Origin of the sequence: uncultured Pseudokineococcus sp. (assembly GCF_947499845.1) — a bacterium.
Lineage (GTDB): Bacteria > Actinomycetota > Actinomycetes > Actinomycetales > Quadrisphaeraceae > Pseudokineococcus.
On the sequence record NZ_CANMPM010000006.1, the window covers coordinates 100,695 to 123,539 of the forward strand.

Annotated in this window: 20 protein-coding genes; 12 read left to right on the forward strand and 8 right to left on the reverse strand. The window is 77.0% G+C overall.

The window, feature by feature from the left end; translation table 11 throughout:
• The first annotated feature begins 46 nt into the window (after nt 1–46).
• Both Q0789_RS07950 and Q0789_RS07955 read left to right on the forward strand, forming a co-directional pair.
• Nucleotides 47–616 (forward strand): CinA family protein, encoded by a 570-nt coding sequence (locus Q0789_RS07950; RefSeq protein WP_366917682.1) that lies wholly within the window; start codon nt 47–49, stop codon nt 614–616.
• Nucleotides 617–891: 275 nt separating this feature from the next.
• Nucleotides 892–1,209, forward strand: coding sequence for a helix-turn-helix transcriptional regulator (locus tag Q0789_RS07955; RefSeq protein WP_298803928.1), 318 nt, complete (start codon nt 892–894; stop codon nt 1,207–1,209).
• A 135-nt stretch (nt 1,210–1,344) separates the two neighbouring features.
• On the opposite strand, the gene Q0789_RS07960 is transcribed toward Q0789_RS07955, so the two are convergent.
• Together Q0789_RS07960 and Q0789_RS07965 are read right to left on the reverse strand one after the other, a co-directional pair.
• Complete coding sequence (locus Q0789_RS07960; protein ID WP_298803930.1) at nt 1,345–2,316, reverse strand: DNA-formamidopyrimidine glycosylase family protein; 972 nt, start codon at nt 2,314–2,316, stop codon at nt 1,345–1,347.
• 63 nt (nt 2,317–2,379) lie between these two features.
• The gene (locus tag Q0789_RS07965) at nt 2,380–7,827 is read right to left on the reverse strand and encodes a DEAD/DEAH box helicase (RefSeq protein ID WP_298803932.1); all 5,448 of its coding nucleotides are present in this window, start codon (nt 7,825–7,827) and stop codon (nt 2,380–2,382) included.
• Nucleotides 7,828–7,927: 100 nt separating this feature from the next.
• Between Q0789_RS07965 and Q0789_RS07970 the strand changes: the two genes are divergently transcribed.
• The 5 genes from Q0789_RS07970 (at nt 7,928) to Q0789_RS07990 (ending at nt 11,900) form a co-directional block, all read left to right on the forward strand.
• On the forward strand, nt 7,928–8,152 hold the full coding sequence (locus Q0789_RS07970) for a DUF3046 domain-containing protein (RefSeq protein WP_298803934.1): 225 nt from the start codon (nt 7,928–7,930) through the stop codon (nt 8,150–8,152).
• A gap of 249 nt (nt 8,153–8,401) precedes the next feature.
• Complete coding sequence (gene recA / locus Q0789_RS07975) at nt 8,402–9,445, forward strand: recombinase RecA (protein ID WP_171202071.1); 1,044 nt, start codon at nt 8,402–8,404, stop codon at nt 9,443–9,445.
• Nucleotides 9,446–9,642: 197 nt separating this feature from the next.
• Entirely contained in the window at nt 9,643–10,146 is a 504-nt protein-coding gene (locus Q0789_RS07980) for a regulatory protein RecX (RefSeq protein WP_298803942.1), read from the forward strand.
• A 357-nt stretch (nt 10,147–10,503) separates the two neighbouring features.
• Nucleotides 10,504–10,926: a hypothetical protein gene (locus Q0789_RS07985; protein WP_298803944.1), complete on the forward strand. Its 423-nt coding sequence runs from the start codon at nt 10,504–10,506 to the stop codon at nt 10,924–10,926.
• Nucleotides 10,920–11,900, forward strand: a complete 981-nt coding sequence (locus Q0789_RS07990) for a hypothetical protein (protein ID WP_298803947.1) — start codon at nt 10,920–10,922, stop codon at nt 11,898–11,900. The genes Q0789_RS07985 and Q0789_RS07990 overlap by 7 nt, the downstream gene beginning before the upstream one ends.
• A gap of 78 nt (nt 11,901–11,978) precedes the next feature.
• Here Q0789_RS07990 and Q0789_RS07995 read toward each other — a convergent pair whose 3' ends face one another.
• The 4 genes from Q0789_RS07995 to Q0789_RS08010 all read right to left on the reverse strand — a co-directional run bounded on the left by Q0789_RS07995 (nt 11,979) and on the right by Q0789_RS08010 (nt 15,258).
• On the reverse strand, nt 11,979–12,845 hold the full coding sequence (locus Q0789_RS07995; protein ID WP_298803950.1) for an amino acid ABC transporter permease: 867 nt from the start codon (nt 12,843–12,845) through the stop codon (nt 11,979–11,981).
• A complete protein-coding gene (locus Q0789_RS08000; protein ID WP_298803952.1) occupies nt 12,842–13,492 on the reverse strand; it encodes an amino acid ABC transporter permease in 651 nt (216 codons plus the stop codon). The genes Q0789_RS07995 and Q0789_RS08000 overlap by 4 nt, the downstream gene beginning before the upstream one ends.
• Before the next feature lie 74 nt (nt 13,493–13,566).
• Nucleotides 13,567–14,445, reverse strand: a complete 879-nt coding sequence (locus tag Q0789_RS08005; RefSeq protein WP_298803954.1) for a glutamate ABC transporter substrate-binding protein — start codon at nt 14,443–14,445, stop codon at nt 13,567–13,569.
• Nucleotides 14,446–14,487: 42 nt separating this feature from the next.
• Nucleotides 14,488–15,258 (reverse strand): amino acid ABC transporter ATP-binding protein, encoded by a 771-nt coding sequence (locus Q0789_RS08010; RefSeq protein ID WP_298803956.1) that lies wholly within the window; start codon nt 15,256–15,258, stop codon nt 14,488–14,490.
• Between the two features lie 149 nt (nt 15,259–15,407).
• Between Q0789_RS08010 and miaB the strand changes: the two genes are divergently transcribed.
• Nucleotides 15,408–16,988: a tRNA (N6-isopentenyl adenosine(37)-C2)-methylthiotransferase MiaB gene (gene miaB / locus Q0789_RS08015; RefSeq protein ID WP_298803958.1), complete on the forward strand. Its 1,581-nt coding sequence runs from the start codon at nt 15,408–15,410 to the stop codon at nt 16,986–16,988.
• A gap of 30 nt (nt 16,989–17,018) precedes the next feature.
• Here miaB and Q0789_RS08020 read toward each other — a convergent pair whose 3' ends face one another.
• Nucleotides 17,019–17,795, reverse strand: a complete 777-nt coding sequence (locus tag Q0789_RS08020) for a sulfite exporter TauE/SafE family protein (protein WP_298803960.1) — start codon at nt 17,793–17,795, stop codon at nt 17,019–17,021.
• A gap of 140 nt (nt 17,796–17,935) precedes the next feature.
• Here Q0789_RS08020 and miaA point away from each other — a divergent pair, with 140 nt between their 5' ends.
• The 3 genes from miaA (at nt 17,936) to Q0789_RS08035 (ending at nt 20,425) form a co-directional block, all read left to right on the forward strand.
• Nucleotides 17,936–18,958: a tRNA (adenosine(37)-N6)-dimethylallyltransferase MiaA gene (gene miaA, locus Q0789_RS08025; protein WP_298803962.1), complete on the forward strand. Its 1,023-nt coding sequence runs from the start codon at nt 17,936–17,938 to the stop codon at nt 18,956–18,958.
• 69 nt (nt 18,959–19,027) lie between these two features.
• Nucleotides 19,028–19,972, forward strand: coding sequence for a diaminopimelate epimerase (gene dapF, locus Q0789_RS08030; RefSeq protein ID WP_366917683.1), 945 nt, complete (start codon nt 19,028–19,030; stop codon nt 19,970–19,972).
• A 216-nt stretch (nt 19,973–20,188) separates the two neighbouring features.
• Nucleotides 20,189–20,425, forward strand: coding sequence for a hypothetical protein (locus Q0789_RS08035; RefSeq protein ID WP_298803967.1), 237 nt, complete (start codon nt 20,189–20,191; stop codon nt 20,423–20,425).
• Nucleotides 20,426–20,439: 14 nt separating this feature from the next.
• Here the strand turns inward: Q0789_RS08035 and Q0789_RS08040 are convergent, their stop codons facing one another.
• On the reverse strand, nt 20,440–21,063 hold the full coding sequence (locus Q0789_RS08040; protein WP_366917684.1) for a methyltransferase: 624 nt from the start codon (nt 21,061–21,063) through the stop codon (nt 20,440–20,442).
• A 210-nt stretch (nt 21,064–21,273) separates the two neighbouring features.
• Between Q0789_RS08040 and hflX the strand changes: the two genes are divergently transcribed.
• On the forward strand, nt 21,274–22,836 hold the full coding sequence (gene hflX / locus Q0789_RS08045; protein WP_298803971.1) for a GTPase HflX: 1,563 nt from the start codon (nt 21,274–21,276) through the stop codon (nt 22,834–22,836).
• The last annotated feature ends 9 nt before the right edge of the window (nt 22,837–22,845 follow it).

A 22,845-nucleotide genomic window follows, 5' to 3' on the forward strand; every position in this document is an offset into this window, starting at 1 on the left:
GGCCGCGGGAGGGGCCCCGGCCGACCCCTCGAGCGACACGGAGGACCTGGCCCGCCGGTGCGTCGGCGCGGCCGTCGCGGGGGAGACGACGCTCGCGGTCGCCGAGTCCCTCACCGCGGGCCTCGTCTGCGCCCGCCTCGCCGACGTCCCCGGCGCCTCCGGCGCCCTGCGGGGCGGCGTCGTCACCTACGCGACCGACCTCAAGCGGGCGCTCCTCGACGTGCCGGCGGACCTCCTGCGCCGCGAGGGCCCGGTGCACCCGGCGGTCGCGGCGGCCATGGCCGAGGGCGCGCGACGCCTGCTCGGTGCGGACGTCGGCGTCGCGACGACGGGCGTCGCCGGGCCCGGGCCCGCGGACGGGCACCCCGCCGGCACCGCCTTCGTGGCCGTGGCCGGGTCGTGGGGGACCCGCGTGGTGGCGCTCCACGTGCCCGGCGACCGCGCCGCCGTCCGGGCGGCGGTCACCCGGGAGGCGCTGCTGCTCCTCGCCGACGCGCTGACGACGCCGCCCGCACCGTCCGTGACCGCCCACGAGACCCAGCGCGCGGAGGAGCGCACCTCCTCCTGTGCAGGGCGCCCGGGGCAGGACGTCGGCGGTCGCGAGACCGCCCCGTGACGCCCGAGCCGGAACACGGCCCCCGCGTCGCCCGTTCTCCCGTCATGCACGTCTCCCGCCTCCCCACGCCGCCCGGGGCCCCCTCCGGGTACCGTGGCGGTGCACGCACCTCCCCGCCCCGTCGACCCACCCCGTCACGACGCGGCGCCCCGGCCCGGCCGGTCGCGCCGCACCCCGGCGGCCCGTCCGCCGGACCCCGCCCCGCGAGCACCGCTCCCGCTGCCCGCGCGGCCTCCGCACCGACGCCCGCCCCGAGCCCGAGAGGGGGTCAGCCCGTGGTCCTCCTGCGACGCGAGCTCGGCGACGCCCTCCGCGACCTGCGCCAGAAGCAGGGCCGGACGCTCCGCGAGGTCTCCGGCACGGCCCGGGTCAGCCTGGGGTACCTGTCCGAGGTCGAGCGCGGTCAGAAGGAGGCCTCCTCAGAGCTGCTCTCCTCGATCTGCGGGGCCCTCGGGACGCCGCTGTCGGAGGTGCTGAGCGAGGTCAGCGACCGGGTCGCCCTCGCCGAGCACCTCCTCGTCCCCGACGTCGTGCCCGACGACCTCGTCGGCGAGGACGTCCGGGGGCCCGAGGGGCTCGTCAGCGCCGCCTGAGCCCCGGGCGCGTCAGCGCCTCTTACGCGCGAGGCGCGTCAGAGGCTCGCTCCTGGCACCCCGTACGTCCGCGGACGTGCGGGGTGTCGTGCGTCGACCTCCGCACGGCCGGGTCCTCCTCCCCGGCCGGCGCCCTCAGGCGCGGGGTGAGGTGCCGCGACGGCGCGCCGGGGCTCCGCCGCGCCGGTCGTGGCCGAGCGGGGCCTGCGGGCGGCCGTCGTCCGTCGGCCGGGGTCCCGGCTGGCACACCGGGCACGAGAAGGCGCTGCGGGCGGTCGGCCCGGACCCGAGCGGGGCCACGCGCACGGTGGTGCCGCACCGCAGGCAGGGCAGTCCCGACCGGGCGTGCACGTAGCGGTTGCGGCCCGGTCGCGTGTCGCCCGTCGTCGTCTGCACCGGCTCGCGGGCGTCCGCCGCCGCCCGCATCATCCGTCGCGTGCGGGCCAGCAGCCCGGCGAGGTCGGGGACGTCGCGCACGGCGGCCCACGGGCTCACGCCGCGCAGGAACAGGGTCTCGCTCATCCAGAAGGTGCCGATGCCGGCGACGAGCCGCTGGTCGAGCAGCGCGGCCCCCACCTCGCGGTCCCCGTCCGCGACGAGGGCGGCCACCGCCGCGCCCGCGCCGCCGGTGCCCCCGCCGTCGGTGCCCCCGCCGTCGGTGCACCCGTCACCGGTGTCCCAGTCGTCGGCCAGGAGGTCGGGGCCGAGGTGCCCGACCAGGCCGTCCTCCTCCGCCGTCGGGACGAGGTCCAGCATGCCCAGGCGGTGCCCCACGGCGGTCCAGTCGTCGGTGACGAGCACGGCGCGCACCCCCTCGGCGGAGCCGCCGCGCAGCCGCGGCGTACGGCCGGCCCCCGCGCCGCCCGGGGGCGGGGTGCGCTGGACGTGCCAGGAGCCGTCCATCCGCAGGTGGCTGTGGAGGGTGGCGCCCGCGTCGGTGCGGGCGAGCAGGTGCTTGCCGCGCGCGACGACCTCGCGCACGACCTGCCCCGACAGGTCCGCGGCCGCGAGCGTCGGCCACCGCAGGTCGGTCGACCGCAGCACCCGGCCCGCCAGCGCGGCGTCCAGGCGGCGGGCCGTGCGGAGCACCGTGTCACCCTCGGGCACGCGGACCTCCTGCCCCCGGCGCTGCGCACCGACGCCCAGGTAGGTGAGGTGCTCGTCCGGGGTTCACGGCCGCAGCCGCAGGCCGCGCGGCGTCGGCGTGAAGCCCGCCCCCTCCAGGGCCGCCGCCACGCCGCCCGTCGCGGCGAGGACGGGCTCGCCGTCGGCCCGCTGGACGAGGAGCTGGCCCAGCCCGCCGTCGCGGACGGCCGTCACGAGCGCCCGGGCCGCCGCCCGCAGGTCCTCCTCGTCGTCGGTCCACGTGCGCACCGACCGTCCGCCTCGCTCGACGTAGAGGAGCAGCCGGCCCTCGCGCAGCACGACGAGCGCCCCGGCCGCGCGGGCCGGGCGCCCGCGGCCGCCGGCCGGGCGGCCCTCCTCGGGCGTGCCCGCGCCCTTCCCGCGGTCCTCGGCGCCGCCGTCCTCCGAGCCGGAGCCCGCACCCCGGTCGTCCTCGTCGCCGTCGGTCGGCGCCCCCGCGCGCGGCGGCCACGGCAGGGCGGCGCCGAAGGGGTTGGCCGGGTCGCAGGCCGAGAGGACGTCGGCCGGCACCCCGGGCTCCCCGGTGGCCGGGGCGCCGGCCGCGCTCTCCCCGAGCGGCCGGGCGACGGCCCGCAGGCGGTCGACCGCGCCGGGCCCGGCGAACTGCGAGGCGCCGAGGCCCTCGACGAAGTACCCCCGGCGCACGCGCCCGGCGTCCTCCATCGCGGCGAGGACCCGGTAGACGCCGGCGAAGCCGCCCGCCACGCGCTCGGCCGCCACGGAGCCGCGCGTGACGACGCCGTACCGGTCGAGCAGCACCTCTCCGAGGGCCGCGGCCCGCACCGTCGCGTCCTCCTCGGCGAGGGGCAGCAGGGACCAGCGCCCGGCCGCGTGCGGCGGTCCGCCGCGCACGGGCACCGGGGGACGGCCCGGGCGCGAGCGACCGGCGGCCCACCCGCGCCGGCTGCCCGCGTAGCGCGAGCGCGGCGCCGCCGGGGCGGTCCGGTGGCGGGTGCGGCCCCCGCGCAGGCGCGCCCGCAGCGGGCTGAGGGTGTCGTTCGTGAGGCGCCCGTCCCACACGAGGTCCCAGAGCACCTCGGCGAGGTGGTCGTCGTCGACGGAGCCCACGGCGTCGGCCAGCGCCCGGAAGAAGTAGGCGCCGCCGCCGTCGAGCGCGTCGAGGACGGCGCGGTGGTCGTCGGTGAGCTCGAGCGCGTCGTCGTCGCGCCCTCCGGCGGCCGCGGCCGCGACGACGTCGGACCGGGCCCCGTCGCCGGCGGCGTCCCACGCCGGACGGGGGCGCAGCGTGAGGTGGGCGGAGTCGGCGAGGTGCAGCGACACCCAGCCGTCGTCGCCGGGGAGGGAGCCGTGACCGCACCAGAGGACCTCGCCGGAGGCCGTGAGCTCGTCGAGCAGAGCGGGGGTGTAGCGCTGGAGGCGGGCGGGGAGGACGAGCGACTCGAGCGCGCTCGCGGGCAGGACGGCCCCGGAGAGCTGCTCGACGACGCGGACGAGGCCCTCGGCGCCGCGCAGGCGCGCGCCGACCCCCTGCCAGCGGGGGAGGAAGGACGCGAGGTCCTCCGGGGGCACCGGCTCGACCTCCGCGCGCAGCGCCGCGAGGGAGCGGCGCCGCAGCACGCGCAGGACCTCGGCGTCGCAGACGTGCTCCGCGTGGTCGCCCTCGCCGGCGCCGTCCTCGTCCGCGGGCCCCTCGACCAGGCGCCCGCGGACGCCGTCGGGCAGCAGGTCGCCGCGCACGAGGCGCCCGCGCTGCTCGAGGCGGCGCAGGGCGGCGTCGACGACGGCCGTGCCGAGCCCCAGGCGCCGGGCGAGCGCACCGGAGGTGAAGGGCACGTGGGTGCGCGCGTGGCGGGAGACGAGCTCGCCCACCGGGTCGGGCACCGGGGCCGTGAAGGCCTCGGGCACGCCCACGGGCAGCGGGGTGCCGAGGGCGTCGCGCAGCCGGCCGGCGTCCTCGACGGCGGCCCACCGCTCCTCCCCGGCGATGCGGACGGCGATGACGCGCCGGCTGCGCTCGAGCTGCTGCAGCCACGCCTCCACGGCGGGCACCCGTGCCGCCGCGGCGTCCTCGCGCGCCGCGGCGCCCCCGGCCGGCCCCGCCCCCGCGTCGTCGGCCCCGGTCTCCTCCTCGTCGGAGGCCCCCCCCGGCACGGCGCCCTCGTCCGCGCCGAGGACGACGGCGCCCGCCGGGGCGGCGTCCTGCGGCGGCGCGCCGACGGCATCGGGCCGGGTGCGCCGCGCGACCTCGAGCGCGCTCAGCGGCCCGAGCACGCGCAGGAGGTCGGCGACGTCCTCGGCGCCGCGCGCCCCGCGCTCGGGCAGCAGGCGCTGCAGCTCGGCGTGGGTGCGCAGCACCGCCTCGGGGTCGAGGAGGTCGGCGAGCGAGGCACCCTCGCCTCGGCCGAGGAGCTCGGCGAGCAGGCCCGGGTCCAGGGACAGGGCGGCGGCGCGGCGCTCGGCGAGCGGGGAGTCGCCCTCGTAGAGGAACTGGGCGACGTAGCCGAACATGAGGCTGCGGGCGAAGGGGGACGGCTGCTGCGTCGTCACCTCGACGACGCGCACGCTGCGTGAGCGCAGCTCGCGCAGCAGCTGCTCGAGCGCCGGGACGTCGAAGACGTCCTGGAGGCACTCGCGGACCGTCTCGAGCACGATCGGGAAGGACGGGTAGCGGCTCGCCACCTCGAGCAGCTGGGCCGCGCGCTGGCGCTGCTGCCACAGCGGCTGGCGCCGGTCGGGGCTGCGCCGGGGCAGCAGGAGCGCCCGGCCGGCGCACTCGCGGAAGCGCGCGGCGAAGAGCGCCGAGCCGCCGAGCTCGTCGGTGACGACGCCGGCCACGTCGTCGGGCTCCATGAGCAGGACGTCGGCGAGGTCGGGCAGCCCCGCCCCGCCGCCCTCGTCGTCGTCCCCGCCACCGAGCCCGCCGCCCAGCCCTCCGCCGTCGTAGCCGACGTCGGGCAGCCGCAGGACGAGGCCGTCGTCGGCGGGCATCGCCTGGACGTCGACGCCGAAGCGCTCGCGCATCCGCGCAGCGACGGCGAGGGCCCACGGCGCGTGGAGCTGCTGGCCGAAGGGGGAGTGGACGACGACGCGCCAGTCGCCGAGCTCGTCGCGGAAGCGCTCGACGACGAGGGTGCGGTCGTCGGGCAGGTGCCCGGTGGCCTCCTGCTGCTCGCGCAGGTAGCCCAGGAGGTTGTCGACGGCCCACGCGTCGAGGCCGGCGGCGCGGGCGCGGCCGCGGGCGACGTCGCCGTCCCAGCCGCCGGGCGCCGCGGCCAGCTCGCGGACGAAGGCGCCGAGCGCCCGGCCGAGCTCGGCGGGGCGGCCCAGGGCGTCGCCGTGCCAGAAGGGCAGCTTGCCGGGCTGGCCGGGGGCGGGCGTCACGAGGACCTGGTCGCGGGTGATGTCCTCGATGCGCCAGGTCGAGGCGCCGAGCGTGAAGACGTCGCCGACGCGCGACTCGTAGACCATCTCCTCGTCGAGCTCGCCCACGCGCCGTCCGGGGCCCTCCCCCGAGGCGAGGAAGACCCCGTAGAGGCCGCGGTCGGGGATGGTCCCGCCGCTCGTCACGGCGAGGCGCTGGGCGCCGGGCCGCCCGCTGAGGACGCCGGTGACCCGGTCCCACACGACGCGCGGGCGCAGCTCGGCGAACTCCTCGCTCGGGTAGCGGCCCGAGAGCATGTCGAGGACCGCCTCGAGCACCCCCCGGGACAGGTGCTCGAAGGACGCGGCGCGGCGCACGAGCGCCTCGAGGTCGTCGACCGACCAGTCGTCCATCGCCGTCATGGCGACGACCTGCTGGGCCAGGACGTCGAGGGGGGAGGAGGGGATGCGCAGCTCCTCGATGCGCCCCTCGCGCATCCGCTCGGTGACGACGGCCGTCTGGACGAGGTCGCTGCGGAACTTGGGGAACAGGACGCCGCGGCTGACCGCGCCGACCTGGTGCCCGGCGCGTCCGACCCGCTGCAGGCCGCTGGCCACGCTGGGCGGGGACTCGACCTGGACGACGAGGTCGACGGCGCCCATGTCGATGCCCAGCTCGAGGCTCGAGGTGGCGACGACGGCGGGCAGGCGCCCCGACTTGAGGTCGTCCTCGATGAGGGCGCGCTGCTCCTTGCTCACCGAGCCGTGGTGGGCGCGGGCGAGGACGGCGGGCGCCCCCGCCGAGGCGCCGGCCTGCGCCATGACCTCGGCGGGCGGCCGTCGCGGCCGCTCCGCGCGGCGGGTGCCGGACGAGGCGGCCCACTGCGGGGCGTCCTCGTCGCCCTCGTCGTCGTCCTCGCCGTGCCCGTCGTCGTCCCGGTGCTCGTCGTCGCGGACCTCGTCGTCGAGGTGCTGCCCCCCGCCCGCGCCGAAGAGACCGGGTGCGTCGCCGGGGGAGAGCCGGCGCGGCTGGCCGTCGTCCTCGTGGCCGCCCCCGTCGCCGCCGGGGGACGCGTCGAGGTCGACGACGCCGCCGGCCGCCTCGGCCTCGAGGCGCTCGGCCCACTCCTCGTTGAGGCGGGCCGTGAGGCGCTCGGCCAGCCGTCGGGAGTTGGCGAAGACGAGGGTGGAGCGCTGCTCGCCGGCGGTCGGGGCGACGAGGTCGACGATGCGCTCCTCGACCGAGGGCCAGATGGACGTCGTCCGCTGCGCGCCCGCCGCCGCACCGGTGAGGTCGTCGGTCGGCTCGCCGAGGCGGGACATGTCCTCGACGGGGACGACGACGGACAGGTCGAAGCGCTTCTCCGAGGGCGGCTGCACGACGGTGACGGGCCGGCCGCCCTCCTCGCCCCGGGGCCGCGCGCCGGCGAGGAAGCGCGCCACGGCCTCGGGCGGGCGCACGGTGGCGGACAGGCCGATGCGCTGGGCGGGGCGGGGGAGCATCGCGTCGAGCCGCTCGAGGGACAGCGCCAGGTGCGCGCCGCGCTTGGTGCCGGCCACGGCGTGCACCTCGTCGAGGACCACCGTGGTGACGCCGGCGAGCGACTCGCGGGCCTTCGACGTCAGCACGAGGAAGAGGGACTCGGGCGTCGTGATCAGCACGTCCGGCGGGCGCCGCGCCTGCAGGCGGCGGTCCGCCGCGGAGGTGTCGCCCGAGCGGATGCCGACCTGGACGTCGGGCTCGGGGAGCCCGAGCCGCACCCGTTCGTGGCCGATGCCCGTGAGCGGCGCCCGCAGGTTGCGCTGGACGTCGCTGGCCAGGGCCTTGAGGGGGGAGACGTAGAGGACGCGGCAGCGCTGCGCGGCCTCGGGGACGGGCTCGCTGACGAGCCGGTCGATCGACCACAGGAAGGCGGACAGGGTCTTGCCCGAGCCGGTGGGGGCGACGACGAGGGTGTGGTCGCCGCTGCTGATGGCGTCCCACGCCCCCGCCTGCGCGGCCGTGGGGGCGGCGAAGGCGCCGGTGAACCACCGGCGGGTGGCCTCGGAGAAGCGGTCGAGGACGTCGGCGCCCGGGCGGGCCCCCGCTCCCGCGCCGCCGGCGCGCGCGCCCGCCGCCGCGCTCGTCGTCGCCCCGCTGGTCCTCGCCACGGCGACGATCCTGCCCCGGGGGTCCGACAGCCGCGGAGCGGGGCGTCGCGCCGCGTCGGGCGCGCTGGGCCGCACGGCCCCCGGGTGGCACCCTGGTCGGGTGCGGTTGAGCGAGTTCTGGCGGCTGATGGACGACGAGCTCGGCGCCGCCTACGCGCGGTCGGTGGCCGCCACCCAGGTCATCGGGGCGCTGGACGGCCGGACGCCGGACCAGGCCCTCGAGGCCGGCACCCCGCCGCGCGAGGTGTGGACCGCGGTGTGCGAGGCCATGGACGTGCCGCCCGAGCGCCGGCTCGGGCGCGACGAGCCGGCGCGGCGGCGCTGACGGCGGTCGGCGCCGGGCGACCCCGCCGGTCAGGACGGCCGCACGAGGTGGGGGCCGACGCGCCGGGCGTGTCGCCCCGTCTCGAACGGGTGTTCGCCTACTCTGGATGCGCACAGGGCGGCCCCGCAGGTCGTCCGTCCACAGCTCCCGGGCGCGGGGGCCCCGCTGTCGGTGGGGGCTCCTAGCGTCGCCCCGACGGATGAGAAGCCACCCCGGCCGGCCGGCCGGCGCAGACCCTGAGGTGAACAGATGCCCGTGACGGCAGACCGCGGCAAGGCGCTCGAGACGGCGCTCGCGCAGATCGACCGCCAGTTCGGCAAGGGCTCGGTGATGCGCCTCGGTGACGAGGTGCGCGCGCCCATCGAGGTGATCCCCACGGGGTCCATCTCGCTCGACATCGCCCTCGGCATCGGCGGGCTGCCCCGCGGCCGCGTCGTCGAGGTCTACGGCCCGGAGTCCAGCGGCAAGACGACCGTCGCCCTGCACGCCGTGGCCAACGCCCAGCGGGCCGGCGGCATCGCCGCCTTCATCGACGCCGAGCACGCGCTCGACCCCGACTACGCCGCCAAGCTGGGCGTCGACACCGACGCGCTGCTCGTCAGCCAGCCCGACACCGGTGAGCAGGCGCTCGAGATCGCCGACATGCTCATCCGCTCCGGCGCGCTCGACATCATCGTCATCGACTCGGTGGCGGCGCTCGTGCCCCGCGCGGAGATCGAGGGCGAGATGGGCGACAGCCACGTCGGCCTCCAGGCCCGCCTCATGTCGCAGGCGCTGCGCAAGATCACCGGTGCCCTCAACAGCTCGGGCACCACGGCGATCTTCATCAACCAGCTGCGCGAGAAGATCGGCGTGATGTTCGGGTCGCCCGAGACGACGACGGGCGGCAAGGCGCTGAAGTTCTACGCGTCCGTGCGCCTCGACGTCCGCCGCATCGAGACGCTCAAGGACGGCACCGAGCCCGTCGGCAACCGCACCCGGGTCAAGGTCGTCAAGAACAAGGTCAGCCCGCCGTTCAAGCAGGCCGAGTTCGACATCCTCTACGGGCACGGCATCTCCCGTGAGGGCGGGCTCATCGACATGGGCGTCGAGCAGGGCTTCGTCCGCAAGTCGGGCGCCTGGTACACGTACGACGGCGACCAGCTCGGGCAGGGCAAGGAGAACGCTCGCGCGTTCATGCGCGACAACCCCGACCTCGCCGACGAGCTCGAGAAGAAGATCAAGGAGAAGCTCGGTATCGGGCCCCGCGTGGACGCCCCGGCCGAGCCCGCGGAGGCCGAGGTCGCGTTCTGAGCGACGAGCCCGCCCTTCCCGGCCCCGAGGGGGACGCCGGCCGGGAGCGTCCCGGCCGGCGGCGGCGGGCGGGTGGTGACGCTCGTCGCCGCTCCACCGGTCGCTCCGCACAGGGCGACGACGACGCCGGCCGACGGGGTACCGCGGCGTCCGGCTCTCCCGGCGAGGACGCCGACCCGGTCGCGGTGGCGCGGGCGGTGGCCCTGCGCCAGCTGACCATGGCGCCGCGGAGCCGCGCCGAGCTCGAGCGGAAGATGGCGACCAAGGGCGTCGAGCGCGAGGTCGCCGCCCAGGTGCTCGACCGCCTCACCGAGGTGGGCCTCGTCGACGACGAGGCCTACGCGGGGATGCTCGTCCGCTCCCGGCAGGCCACGCGCGGGCTGGCCCGCCGCGGCCTGCAGCACGAGCTGCGCAGCAAGGGCGTCGACGACGACGTGGCGCGCGCCGCGCTCGAGGAGGTCACCGACGAGGACGAGCGCGTCGCCGCCGAGCAGCTCGTGGCCCGTCGGCTGCGGTCGACCCGGGGTCTGGAGCGCAGCGTCCGCGAGCGGCGGCTCGTCGCCGTGCTCGCGCGCAAGGGCTACGCCGGCGGTCTGTCGTTCGCCGTCGTCCGAGCGGCGCTGGACACCGAGGACGAGGGGGACCCGGGCTCCGCGCCGGGTCGACGCCCCGGAGGTGGACGACGGCTCACGGACGGGTGAGCTCCCACCTGCGGTGTGCGTCGCCTCGCCGACCCGCGTCGCTGCCGCGCTAGCATCCGGCGCGACGCCGGTCACGCCGACCGGGACCGACCGCGACGGGGGAACGGTGCGCCAGGAGCTGCACGGCGAGGGGAGGTCGCGCTCGCTCGCGCGGGCCCTCGCGCCCGCGGGCCTCGTCCTGGCGCTCGTCGGCTGCAGCAGCGCCGAGGGGACCGGCACCCCCGCCCCCGTCGCGGGGGGCGGCGGCGAGGAGTCCGTGACGGTCGACGTCCCCAGCTCGCCCCCCACCACGACGGCCGCCCCAGCGCCCCAGGACCGTCGGCGACGGCGTCCGCCGGGCTGCCGACCTTCACGTCGGTGCGGCTCCTGGACGCGTCACCCGCGGACGGGGACGAGTCGGCCGTCCTCGTCGCGTACGGCGGCTTCTGGGACGACTGGATGGCGGTGGCCGCGGCACCGCGGGAGCCGGTGCCCGCCAGCGAGCACGCGGACGGCCGGGGCCAGGCGGTCCTCGACCAGCTGGCGGTCACGCTGACGCAGGCCGGCAACGGGATCGAGGGGACGATGGTGATGGACGAGCCCGTGGTGTCGTTCGACGAGGTCCGCCAGAGCGCGGCGGTCTCCTCGTGCGCCGACCAGGCGGAGCTGGAGCCCGTGCTCTTCGACGGCTCGCCGGGCGCCCCCGAGGCGCAGTCCCGTCTCCGCACCGAGGTGACGCTGGCGCGGTCCGCTGAGGGCTGGAAGGTCTCCGGGCTCGACATCACGAGCGCGCCGTGCTGAGGCGACGGGCTGCCCTCGCCGCGGCGGCGCTCGTCGCCGCGACGGGCGCCGTCGTCACGAGCGGGGCCGTCCCGGCGGAGGCGGCGGACCCGGCGTGCGGCCTCGGCTGCGTCGGCGAGGGCGACGCCGGCTGGACGGCGACCGCGTACGCCGTCAGCGTCACGGTCCGTGGCGGGGGCGGCGCGGGAGGGACGTCCGGCACGGTGCGGACGACCGTGCCGGGCCCGCCACCACCGTGCCGCTACATCTCCATGATGACGCCGACAGCCGAGTGGCCCCCGATCGCAGACTACGACCGGCGGACGTGGGCGGAGCAGGGCCTCACGCCCGAGGACCAGGGGTACGACTCGGTGACGGGCATGCCGCTCGGGCACGAGGAGAACCTGGCCAAGGACGGCCAGTACTGGGCACCGATGTGCCAGGGGGCGAGCGAAGAGGTCTCCGACGCGTGGTTCGCCGCGAACAACCTCACCTTCGTCGAGGCTGGTCAGGCTCCTCCGCCACCTCCTCCGCCGACGGCCGAGCAGCTCCTCGACATCGCCGAGCAGCACCTCGTGCCGCCGCCGCCCGAGGTGTCCCTCAACCCGGCGGCCACGGGGTACGTGGGCCTGCCCACGTGGGTCTGGACCGACCAGGCCTCCTTCGAGCAGGTGAGCGTCCTCGCCGAGGCCGGGCCCAACTGGGCCGAGGTCGTGGCCGATCCGGCGGGCATGTCCGTCGAGTCCCCCGGCGGCGCGCAGGAGGGCACCTGCGCCACGGGCGGCACGCCGTGGTCGCCCGGGGCGACGACCGACTGCACCATCGTCTTCGAGCGGGCGTCGGTGCGGACCGGCACCTGGCCGGTCACCGTCACCACGACGTGGGAGGCCTCCTACCGCCTCAGCACCGGCGAGACCGGGGGGCTCCTCAGCGAGACGGCCGGCGCCAGCGTCGACGTCCCCGTCGGAGAGGTCCAGACGCTCGCGCAGGACTGAGGCGCGCAGGACCGGGCCGCGCCGCCCTCCGGGGCGGCCACCACCGGGAGAGGGCGAGGGCGCACCGGGGAGGGCGCCTCAGCGCTCGGCGCCGGCCGCTCCGGCCCCCGCGGTCGAGGTCCCGCCCAGGAGCCGGCGCCGGAGGCTCCGCCCGGAGGCGCCGGTGGAGCTTCCTCGCCGCTCGAGGTGGACCGCGAGGCGGCCGAGCAGGAAGTTGACGGTGATGTACAGGGCCGCGGCGACCACGAACATGGGCAGCCGGGCGTCGCTGCCGAAGAACTCCGCCATCAGGCGGGAGTGCCGCAGCAGCTCCGCGTAGCCGACGATGTACCCGAGCGAGGTGTCCTTCAGCAGGACGACGAACTGGCTGACGAGGGTCGGGAGCATCGTCCGCACCGCCTGCGGCAGCAGGACGACGCTGAGGACCTGGAACCGGCTCATGCCGATGGCCTCCGCCGCCTCGCCCTGGCCGCGGGGGAGTCCCGCGATGCCCGCGCGCAGGACCTCGGCGATGACGGCCGCGTTGTAGACGACGAGCCCGAACACGACGCCCTGGAAGATGGACAGGCCGAGAGCGATGACGCCGAGGAACATGAGGAGGACGACCGGCAGGCCCCGGAAGACCTCGACGACCGCGGCGGCCAGCCAGCGCACGGGGGACAGCGAGGAGCGGCGCAGGACCGCGAGGACGAAGCCCAGCGCGGCGGCCAGGACGGCCGCCAGCGCGGCCGCGCGGAGCGTGGCGAGCAGGCCCTCGAGGAGGAACGTCCACACGTCCGGGTCCGCCAGCGGGCTCCACGCCTCCGGGGCGAGCGCCCCCTGCGAGGCGAGCCGGGCGAGCGCGGCGGCCACGAGGCCCACGACGACGACGGCGCCGACCGCCGACCACACCCGCGACCGGCGCCGGGCCGCGGGCCCCGGGACGTCGTACAGGACGGAGGTCATCGCAGCACCGCCACCTTGCGCTCGAGGACGCCGACGAGCTGGCCGGCCGGGATGGTGATGACGAGGTACGCCAGGGCCACGCCGGCCAGGAGCCAGTAGATGTCGGCGGGGTAGTCGTTGGGCAGGCGTCGGGCCACCCCGAACAGCTCGAAGACGTAGAAGCCGCCTCCGGCCACGGAGGAGTTCTTCGTCAGCGCGATGAAGACGTTGACCAGCGGGGGCAGGACGCCGCGGACGGACTGCGGCAGGACCACCGTGGTGAGCGTCTGGCCGAAGGTCATGCCGAGGGAGCGGGCCGCCTCGGCCTGGCCGACGGGGATCGCGTTGACCCCGGAGCGGATGACCTCGCAGACGAAGGGCGAGGTGTACAGCGACAGGGCGAGGACGGCCCCCGGGAGCGGGTCGAGGCCCAGCAGCACCAGCGGCATGACGAAGGTGACGCCGTAGAAGACGACCGTCAGCGGCGTGTTGCGCACCAGCTCGACGTAGGTGGTGCCGAAGGCGCGCAGGACGGGGGTGGGGCTGACGCGGCAGGCGGCGAGGACCGTCCCGAGCACGAGGGACACGAGGGCGGACGCGAGGGTCAGACCCAGGGTCGTGCGGAAGCCCTGCCAGTACAGCGGGAGGTTCTCCAGGACGGCGTCCACGCGACCCCTCTCTCGGGTCCGGACGGGTGTCGACCGCCGGCGCCTGGCCGGCGGTCGACACCCCGTTCAGCGGGTCAGTAGCGGTCGACGGCCGGCGGCTCGGGCGTCTCGAGGACGGAGCCGGCGGTGGACTCCCAGGCGGCCTCCCAGGTGCCGTCCTCGTAGCTCTCCTCGAGCGTGTCGTTGATGAAGTCGCGGAAGGCGTCGTCGCCCTTCTCCAGGCCGATGCCGTACGGCTCCTCGGTGAACTGCTCGCCGACCAGCTCGAACTCGCCGGGGTTCTGGTCGACGTAGCCCGACAGGATGACGTTGTCGGTCGTCAGGGCGGCGACGTCGCCGCTGCGCAGCGGGTCGAGGCAGTCGGAGTAGGCGGCGACGCCGGGCAGCAGCTCGGCCTCGGGGTAGTTCTCGGCGATGTTCTGGTACGGCGTCGAGCCGTCGGTCGTGCACACGACCTTCCCGGCCAGGTCCTCGGGACCCTCGATGCCCTCCGGGTTGCCCTCGACGACCATGATCTGCTGGCCCGCCTCGTAGTAGGGGCCGGCGAAGTCGACGACCTCCTTGCGCTCGTCGTTGATCGTGTACGTCGCGATGACGAGGTCGACCTGGCCCTCCTGGAGGAAGGGCTCGCGGTTCGCCGAGACCGTCTCGACCCAGGTGATGTCCTCCGGGGCGATGCCCAGGGCGCCGGCGACGATCTTGCCGATCTCGACGTCGAAGCCCTCGGGGTCGCCGCTGGGCGCCTGCAGGCCGAAGAGCGGCTGGTCGAACTTCGTCCCGATCGTGATGGTCCCGGCCTCGGCCAGCTCGGCCATGGTGGTGCCGGCCTCGAACTCGGGGGAGTCGGCGACGGTCGGCTCGGCGTCCGAGCCGCCGTCACCGCCGCACGCGGTGAGTGTGAGGGCCGCCGCGGCGACGACCGAGACGGCGAGGGTGGATCGGCGGGACGTCATGGCAGGGGCTCCTTCGGGGGACGTGCTCGTCGGGGTGGGTCGTCAGTGGCTCAGGATCTTGGAGAGGAAGTCCTTCGCCCTCTCCGTCCGGGGAGCGGTGAAGAACTGCTCGGGCTCCGCCTGCTCGACGATCTCGCCGTCGGCCATGAACATGACCCGGTCCGCGGCGCGCCGGGCGAAACCCATCTCGTGGGTCACCACGACCATCGTCATGCCGCTCGTCGCGAGGTCGGTCATGACCTCGAGCACCTCGTTGATCATCTCCGGGTCGAGGGCCGAGGTGGGCTCGTCGAAGAGCATGACCTTCGGCTCCATGGCGAGCGCCCGCGCGATGGCCACCCGCTGCTGCTGGCCGCCCGACAGCTGGGCCGGGAACTTGGCCGCCTGGTGGGCCACGCCGACGCGCTCCAGCAGCTCCATGGCGCGCGAGCGGGCCTCGGCCCGCCCGACCCCGCGCACGCGCACCGGGCCGAGGGTGACGTTCTCGAGCACCGTCTTGTGCGCGAAGAGGTTGAAGGCCTGGAAGACCATGCCGACGTCGGCGCGCAGCCGCGCGAGGGCCTTGCCCTCCTGGGGCAGGGCGCGGCCGTCGATCTCGATCGTCCCGGAGTCGATCGTCTCCAGGCGGTTGATGGTGCGGCACAGGGTCGACTTGCCGGACCCTGACGGTCCGATGACGACCACGACCTCGCCGCGGCCCACCGCGAGGTCGACGTCCTTGAGCACGTGCAGGTCGCCGAAGTGCTTGTCCACGTGCGACAGCACGACGAGCGGCTCCCGGCCGTCCCCGCTGCGCTCCTGGCTGGTGGTCACGCGGCGCAACCTAACCGCGCCGCCCCGCGCCGTGGGGACGTCGCCGGACCGTGACGGCATCGTGACCGCGGGGCCGTCGGCCCGGTCCCCGGCCGGGCCGCGGGCGGCGTCCGTGGTGGTGCCCCGCGCGGACGTACCCTGGCCGCGCCATGACTGCCACCGCTGACGCCCCCACCACGGCCCCCGCGACGGAGCCCCAGGCCGCCCCGGTGCGCACCTACGCGGTGCGGACCTTCGGCTGCCAGATGAACGTCCACGACTCCGAGCGCCTCTCCGGCTCGCTCGAGGCGGCCGGGTACGCCCCGCTCGCGGCGGGGGAGCGGCCGGAGACGGCCGACGTCGTCGTCTTCAACACGTGCGCGGTGCGCGAGAACGCCGACAACAAGCTCTACGGCAACCTCGGCCAGCTCGCGCCGGTGAAGGCGCAGCGGCCCGGCATGCAGATCGCGGTCGGCGGGTGCCTGGCGCAGAAGGACCGCTCGACGATCGTCGAGAGGGCGCCCTGGGTCGACGTCGTCTTCGGCACCCACAACATCGGGTCGCTGCCGGCGCTGCTCGAGCGGTCGGCGCACAACCGCCGCGCCGAGGTGGAGATCCTCGAGTCGCTCGAGACCTTCCCCTCCACGCTGCCCACCAAGCGCGACTCCGCGGCCTCGGGCTGGGTGTCCATCAGCGTCGGCTGCACGAACACCTGCACCTTCTGCATCGTCCCGGCGCTGCGCGGCACCGAGAAGGACCGGCGCCCCGGCGACGTCCTCGCCGAGGTGCGGGCGCTCGTCGACGACGGCGCCGTCGAGGTCACCCTCCTCGGCCAGAACGTCAACACCTACGGCATCGAGCTGGGCGACCGCGGCGCCTTCGCCAAGCTGCTGCGCGCCTGCGGGCAGGTCGACGGCCTCGAGCGCGTGCGCTTCACGAGCCCGCACCCGGCGTCCTTCACGGACGACGTCATCGCCGCCATGGCCGAGACGCCGAACGTCATGCCCCAGCTGCACATGCCGCTGCAGTCGGGCTCGGACCGGGTGCTGCGCGCGATGCGCCGCTCCTACCGCAGCACCCGCTTCCTCGGGATCCTCGAGCGCGTGCGCGCCGCCATCCCCGACGCCGCCATCTCGACCGACCTCATCGTCGGCTTCCCGGGGGAGACGGAGGACGACTTCCGGGCCACCCTCGACGTCGTCGCGGCGTCCCGCTTCGCGCAGGCCTTCACGTTCCAGTACTCCCCGCGCCCGGGCACCCCGGCGGCGACGATGGCCGACCAGGTGCCCAAGGCCGTCGTCCAGGAGCGCTTCGAGCGCCTCGTGGCGCTGCAGGAGCAGATCAGCTGGGACGAGGGGAAGGCCCAGGTGGGCCGCGAGGTCGAGGTCATGGTCTCGGTCGGCGAGGGCCGCAAGGACGACGCCACGTCCCGCATCTCGGGCCGGGCGCCCGACAACCGGCTCGTGCACGTCGCGCTGCCCGAGGGCGCCGAGGTGCCGCGACCGGGCGACATGGTGACCACGCGGATCACCTACGCCGCGCCGCACCACCTCGTCGCCGACCCCGCCGTCGGCGTCGGGCCGGAGCTGGTCGCCCAGGGCGCCCCCGCCGTGCACCGCCTGCGGCGCACCCGGGCCGGCGACGCGTGGGACCGCCGCCAGGCCGCCTCCTGCGGCGTGCCGGCGCCCGCGGGGGAGCCCCGGCCCGCCGGCGCGCCCGTCGCCCTCGGCCTGCCCGGCCTGCGCCGCTGACCCTGCCGACCCCCCGCGGGGGGCGGCCGCTCAGCCCGCGGTGATCCAGAGCCGGACGGCGAGCCCCAGCCCGGCGACGCCGATGACGGCCCGCAGCACGCCCTGGGGGAGGCGGCGGGCCACGATCGGCCCCAGCCAGCCGCCGACGAGGATCCCCACGGCGAGCGGGAGGGCGGCCAGGAGGTCGACCTCGCCGAGCACGAGGAAGAGCGCCGCGGCGACGAGGTTGCTCACCATGAGCAGGATGTTCTTCAGCGCCACGAGCCGCTGGAGCGTCGTGTCGAGGACGAAGCCGAGCAGCACGGGCACGAGCACCCCGGCGGCGGCGCCGAAGTAGCCCCCGTAGACCGCGACGAGGAACAGGCCCACGAGGGCCGGCCACGACTCGCGGACGTCGTCGCCCGGCTCGTCGACGGGAGCGGCCTCCCGGCGCAGGAGCCGGCGCAGGCGCGGCTGGGCCAGCATGAGGGCCGAGGCGCCGCCGACGAGGAACGGGACGACCCGTTCGAACACCTCCCCGGGCGTCGTCACGAGGAGGACGGCGCCGGCGAGGCCACCGACGGCGAAGACGGGCGCCAGGCGCACGAGGCGGGCCCGCTGACCCGCGAGCTCGGGGCGGCTGCTGGCCGCGGACCCGACGCCCGAGGCGACGAGGGCGACGGTGTTGGTGACGTTGGCGGTCACCGGCGGCAGCCCGGCCGCGAGGAGCGCGGGGTAGGTCACGAGCGAGGCCAGGCCGACGACCGAGCCGACGAGCCCCCCGCCGACGCCCGCGAGGACCAGCAGGGCGACCTCCAGCGGGCTCATCACCGTCGATCCAACCACCGCGCCGGCGTCCGCCCGTGCCGACGTCGCCCGCACGGCGGCCCGGCCGTCGGTCCGCGCGAGGCTCTGACGCCGGGTCCGCGGCCCGGCGGGCGGACCCGCCTGTGGCAGGGTCTGCGGGCGTGGAGGGACCGGTCGCGCAGGACGTCCGCCCCCGGCCGGGGGCGGACGAGCAGCCGCCGCTCGTCGCCGTCGTCGGCCCGACCGCCACGGGCAAGTCCGACCTCGGCGTCGCCCTGGCGCTGGCGCTCGGCGGCGAGGTCGTCAACGCCGACGCCTCCCAGCTCTACCGCGGCATGGACGTCGGCACGGCCAAGCTTCCCGTCGCCGAGCGCCGCGGCGTCCCGCACCACCAGCTCGACGTCCTCGACGTGCGCGAGGAGGCGAGCGTCGCGGCCTACCAGCGGGCCGCCCGCGCCGCCGTCGCCGACGTCCGCGCCCGCGGCCTCGTCCCCGTCCTCGTCGGCGGGAGCGGCCTCTACGTGCGGGCCGTCCTCGACGCGCTCGAGTTCCCCGGCACCGACGCGGACGTGCGGGCGCGCTGGCAGGCCGAGGCGGACCGGCTCGGCGCCCCCGCGCTGCACGCCCGGCTGGCCGAGCTCGACCCGGCGGCCGCGGCCGCCGTCCTGCCCACCAACGAGCGCCGCGTCGTCCGCGCCCTGGAGGCCATCGAGGTCAGCGGGCGGCCCTTCAGCGCGACGATGCCGCGCTACGAGCACCCGCCCGCGCTCGCGCCGGTCGTCCAGGTCGGCCTGCGCCTGCCGCGCCCGGAGCTCGACGACCGCGTGGCCCGGCGCGTGCGGGCCATGGCCGACGCCGGCCTCGTGGAGGAGGTGCGGCGGCTCGTGGACGCGGGGCTGCGCGAGGGCCGCACGGCCCCGCGGGCGCTCGGGTACGCCCAGGTCCTCGACCACCTCGACGGCAGCTGCTCGCTCGAGGAGGCCCTCGCCGCGACGACGGCGGCCACGCGGCGCTTCGCCCGGCGCCAGGAGAGCTGGTTCCGCCGCGACCCGCGCGTGCGGTGGCTGGACCTCGTCGACGACGCCGACGACCTCCTGCGACGGGCCCTCGCCGAGGTCGCCCGTGCCCCCGCGCCCGTCGACGTCCCCGTCGACGCGAGGGCCGCACCGCTGCCCGGTGCGTAGCCTCGGCACGTGACCACCGAGCCCGTGACCACCGAGCCCGTGACGACCGAGCCCGTGACCACCGAGCCCGTGACCGCCGAGCCCGAGGCGCCGACGTCCCTCAGCGGCCTGCGCTTCACCACCGGCCACGGCACGGAGAACGACTTCGTCCTGCTCACGGACCCGGACGGGCGCCTCGCCCTCGACGACGCGGCGGTCCGCCTCCTGTGCGACCGGCGCGCCGGCGTCGGCGGCGACGGCGTCATCCGGGCCGTGCGCAGCGAGGCGCTCCCCGAGGGCGCCGCCGCGCTCGCCGAGGACCCGGGCGCCACCTGGTTCATGGACTACCGCAACGCCGACGGCAGCGCCGCGCAGATGTGCGGCAACGGCGTGCGCGTCCTCGTCGCCCACCTCCTGCGCGAGGGCCTCGTCGACCCGGCGGAGCTGGCCGACGGCCGGGCCCTCGCCGTGGGCACCCGCTCGGGCGTCAAGCGCGTCACCGCCGCCGAGGACGACGAGGGCCGCCCGGGCTGGTTCGCCGTCGACATGGGCCCCTGGACGGTGCCGGGCGGGGACGCCGCGGTCGCCGACGGCTTCGACGTCACCGTCGGCGTGCGGGGCCTGGACGGCGTCCCGCGCCCGGGCCTGTCGCTCGACCTCGGCAACCCCCACGTCGTCGTGGCGCTCACCGGCCGCGAGGAGCTCGAGGCCGCCGACCTGCTCGGGGCGCCCGTCGTCGAGCCCGCGCCGGCCGACGGCGCGAACGTCGAGCTCGTCGTCCCGCTCGACGCCCCCGCCCCCGGGGTCGGCGCCCTGCTCATGCGGGTCAGCGAGCGCGGCGTGGGCGAGACGCGCTCGTGCGGCACGGGCGCCTGCGCGGCCGCCCTGGCCGTCCGCCTGTGGGCCGGCGCGGACTCCCCGGACGTCTGGCGGGTGGCCGTGCCCGGGGGGCGGCTGCGCGTGCGGGCGCTGGAGGGCGGGCGCGTCGAGCTCGCCGGCCCGGCCGTCCTCGTCGCCGACGGCGTCCTCGCCTGAGTCCGCCCCCTCCGGTCGCCTCGGGGCGCCGTCGAGCACCACGTCGTCCGTCCCCGGAGCGGTCGACGGCCGGCGGTGACCGGATCGTGACGACGGGATACCGGATCGTGATGACGTCCTGCGACCACAGGTGACTCTCGGGTGATGCACTACGGGCGGCGCGATGCGCCGGAGCCGTCGGGGGGGCCGACGGCGGACCGGAGGGACGTGGTCGACGTGACGGAGCAGGGGAGCGGCGTCGTGCTCGCCGGCGCAGCGGCGGGCCGGGCCCGCGCGGCCGGCCGGGTCGTCGCCCCGGGGCCAACGACGCAGGCGGCGCGCCGCCAGCTGGTCCGCCGCGTGACGGCCGAGGTGCCGGAGCCCCGCGAGGGCGCGGACCGGGCGGCCCGCCGCGAGGCGCTCATCCACTCGCTGGAGATGTCGCGACGTCGTCGTCGCCCCGTGCGGCGCTGAGGCCGCCGCTGCGCTCAGGCGTCTCCGTGCGTCCCGGCCGCCCCGTCCGCCGGCCGTCGGACCCGCAGGACGCGGTAGCCCTTGGCGCTGCCGGCGCGGGTCGTCTCGAGGGGCGCCGGCAGGGCCCCGCCGAGCCAGGCCTTCAGCGAGTCGGCACCGAGGTTGCGCTGGACGACGAGGTGGGCGTCGGCCCCCGGCGCCAGGCGGGGGAGCCACCGCAGGAGCAGCGCGTGGAGGGCGTCCTTGCCGACCCGGATCGGCGGGTTGGACCACAGGCCGGCGAGGACGACGTCGTCGGGGACCTCGGAGGGGAGCACGGCGCGGACGCCGGGCAGGCCCAGCCGGTCGGCGTTCCGGCGCACGAGGTCGAGCGCCCGCTCGCTGACGTCGACGGCCCACACGATCGCGCCCGGCGCCTCGGCGGCCATGGCCAGGGCCAGCGGCCCCCACCCGCAGCCGAGGTCCAGCAGGTCCCCGCCGTCCGGGGGCGTCGGCGCCTCGCGCAGCAGGACGCGCGTGCCGAGGTCGAGCCGTCCGGCGCTGAACACGCCGGGAGCCGTCTCGACCTCGACGTCGCGCCCGCGCAGGCGCACCTCGCGGACCTCGCGCTCGTCGTCGCCGGCGGGGCGGCCGGCCAGCCGACCCGTGAAGTAGTGCTCGGCGGGCGAGGGGTCGGAGGCCGGAGGGGGGCCGGACGGGGTGCTGCTCACGGCCGGTGACGCTACTCGCGCCGCCACGGGCCCCGACGCACCGGAATCCCCTCGTCACCGCGCTCGTTGACTGCCACAGTGGCACCGCCGCACCCGGCCCGCGACCAGCGGGCCGCCCGACCTCCACCGCAGGAGACCATGACGCCCACCACGTCGACCGCTCCCACCCGCCGCTCGACCGAGCCCGTCCCGCACGACAGCAGCGACGCCGTCGTCGACGAGGCCGTCCCGACCGGGCCGCCCGACGGCGCGGGGCCCGCTCGCGCGGACGCCGTCAGCCGCATCCTCGCCCGCCACGGCGCGTCGCCGTCGCCCGCGGGCACGACCTTCGACGGCGACCAGCTCGACCTCGCCGAGCGCCAGGCGCTGCGCCGCGTCGGCGGCCTCGGCAGCCACTCCTCGGAGCTGCAGGACGTCACCGAGGTCGAGTACCGCCAGCTGCGGCTCGAGCGCGTCGTCCTCGCCGGCCTGTGGACCTCGGCGAGCGTCGAGGAGGCGGAGGCGTCCCTGCGCGAGCTGGCCGCCCTGGCCGAGACCGCCGGGTCGGCCGTCCTCGACGGCGTCCTGCAGCGGCGGCCCACGCCCGACCCGGCGACCTTCCTCGGCTCCGGCAAGGCCGGGGAGCTCAAGGGGATCGTCGCCGCGACGGGCGCCGACACGGTCATCTGCGACGGCGAGCTGTCGCCGTCGCAGCGCCGCGGGCTCGAGGACATCGTCGGCGTCAAGGTCATCGACCGGACGGCGCTGATCCTCGACATCTTCGCCCAGCACGCGAAGTCCAAGGAGGGCAAGGCCCAGGTCGAGCTGGCCCAGCTCGAGTACCTGCTCCCGCGCCTGCGCGGCTGGGGCGAGTCGATGTCCCGCCAGGCCGGTGGCCGCGTGGCCGCTGGCGCCGGGATCGGGTCCCGCGGACCGGGTGAGACGAAGATCGAGCTGGACCGTCGCCGCATCCGCACGCGGATGGCGCGCCTGCGTCGGCAGATCCGCGAGATGGCACCCGCCCGCGAGACGAAGCGGTCGCGGCGCCTGGCCGGGGGCGTGCCGTCCGTGGCGATCGCCGGGTACACCAACGCCGGCAAGTCGAGCCTCCTGAACCGGCTCACGGGCGCCGGGGTCCTCGTCGAGGACGCGCTCTTCGCGACCCTCGACCCGGCCGTGCGCCGGGCCCGCACCCCCGACGGCCGCGACTACGTGCTCGCCGACACCGTGGGCTTCGTGCGCCACCTGCCGACCCAGCTCGTCGAGGCGTTCCGCTCGACGCTGGAGGAGGTCGGCGGCGCCGACCTCGTCCTCCACGTCGTCGACGCCTCGGACGTCGACCCCGAGGGCCAGGTCACCGCGGTGCGCTCGGTGCTGGCGGACGTCGGGGCGCTCGACGTGCCCGAGCTCGTGGTCCTCAACAAGTGCGACGCCGCGAGCCCCGAGGCGGTGGCCCGGCTGCGCTCGCGCCTGCCGGGGGCCGTCGTCGTGTCGGCGCGCACCGGGGAGGGGCTCGAGCACCTGCTCGACGTCGTCGCCGAGCGGCTCCCGCACCCGGAGGTCGACGTCGACGTCGTCGTGCCGTACACGCGGGGCGACCTCGTCTCCCGCGTGCACCGGGCCGGCGAGGTCCTCGAGGAGGAGCACACCGGGGAGGGCACGCGGCTGCGCGCCCGCGTCGGCGAGCACCTCGCCGCCGAGCTGCACGGCGTCGCGGTCTGACGCCGCCCC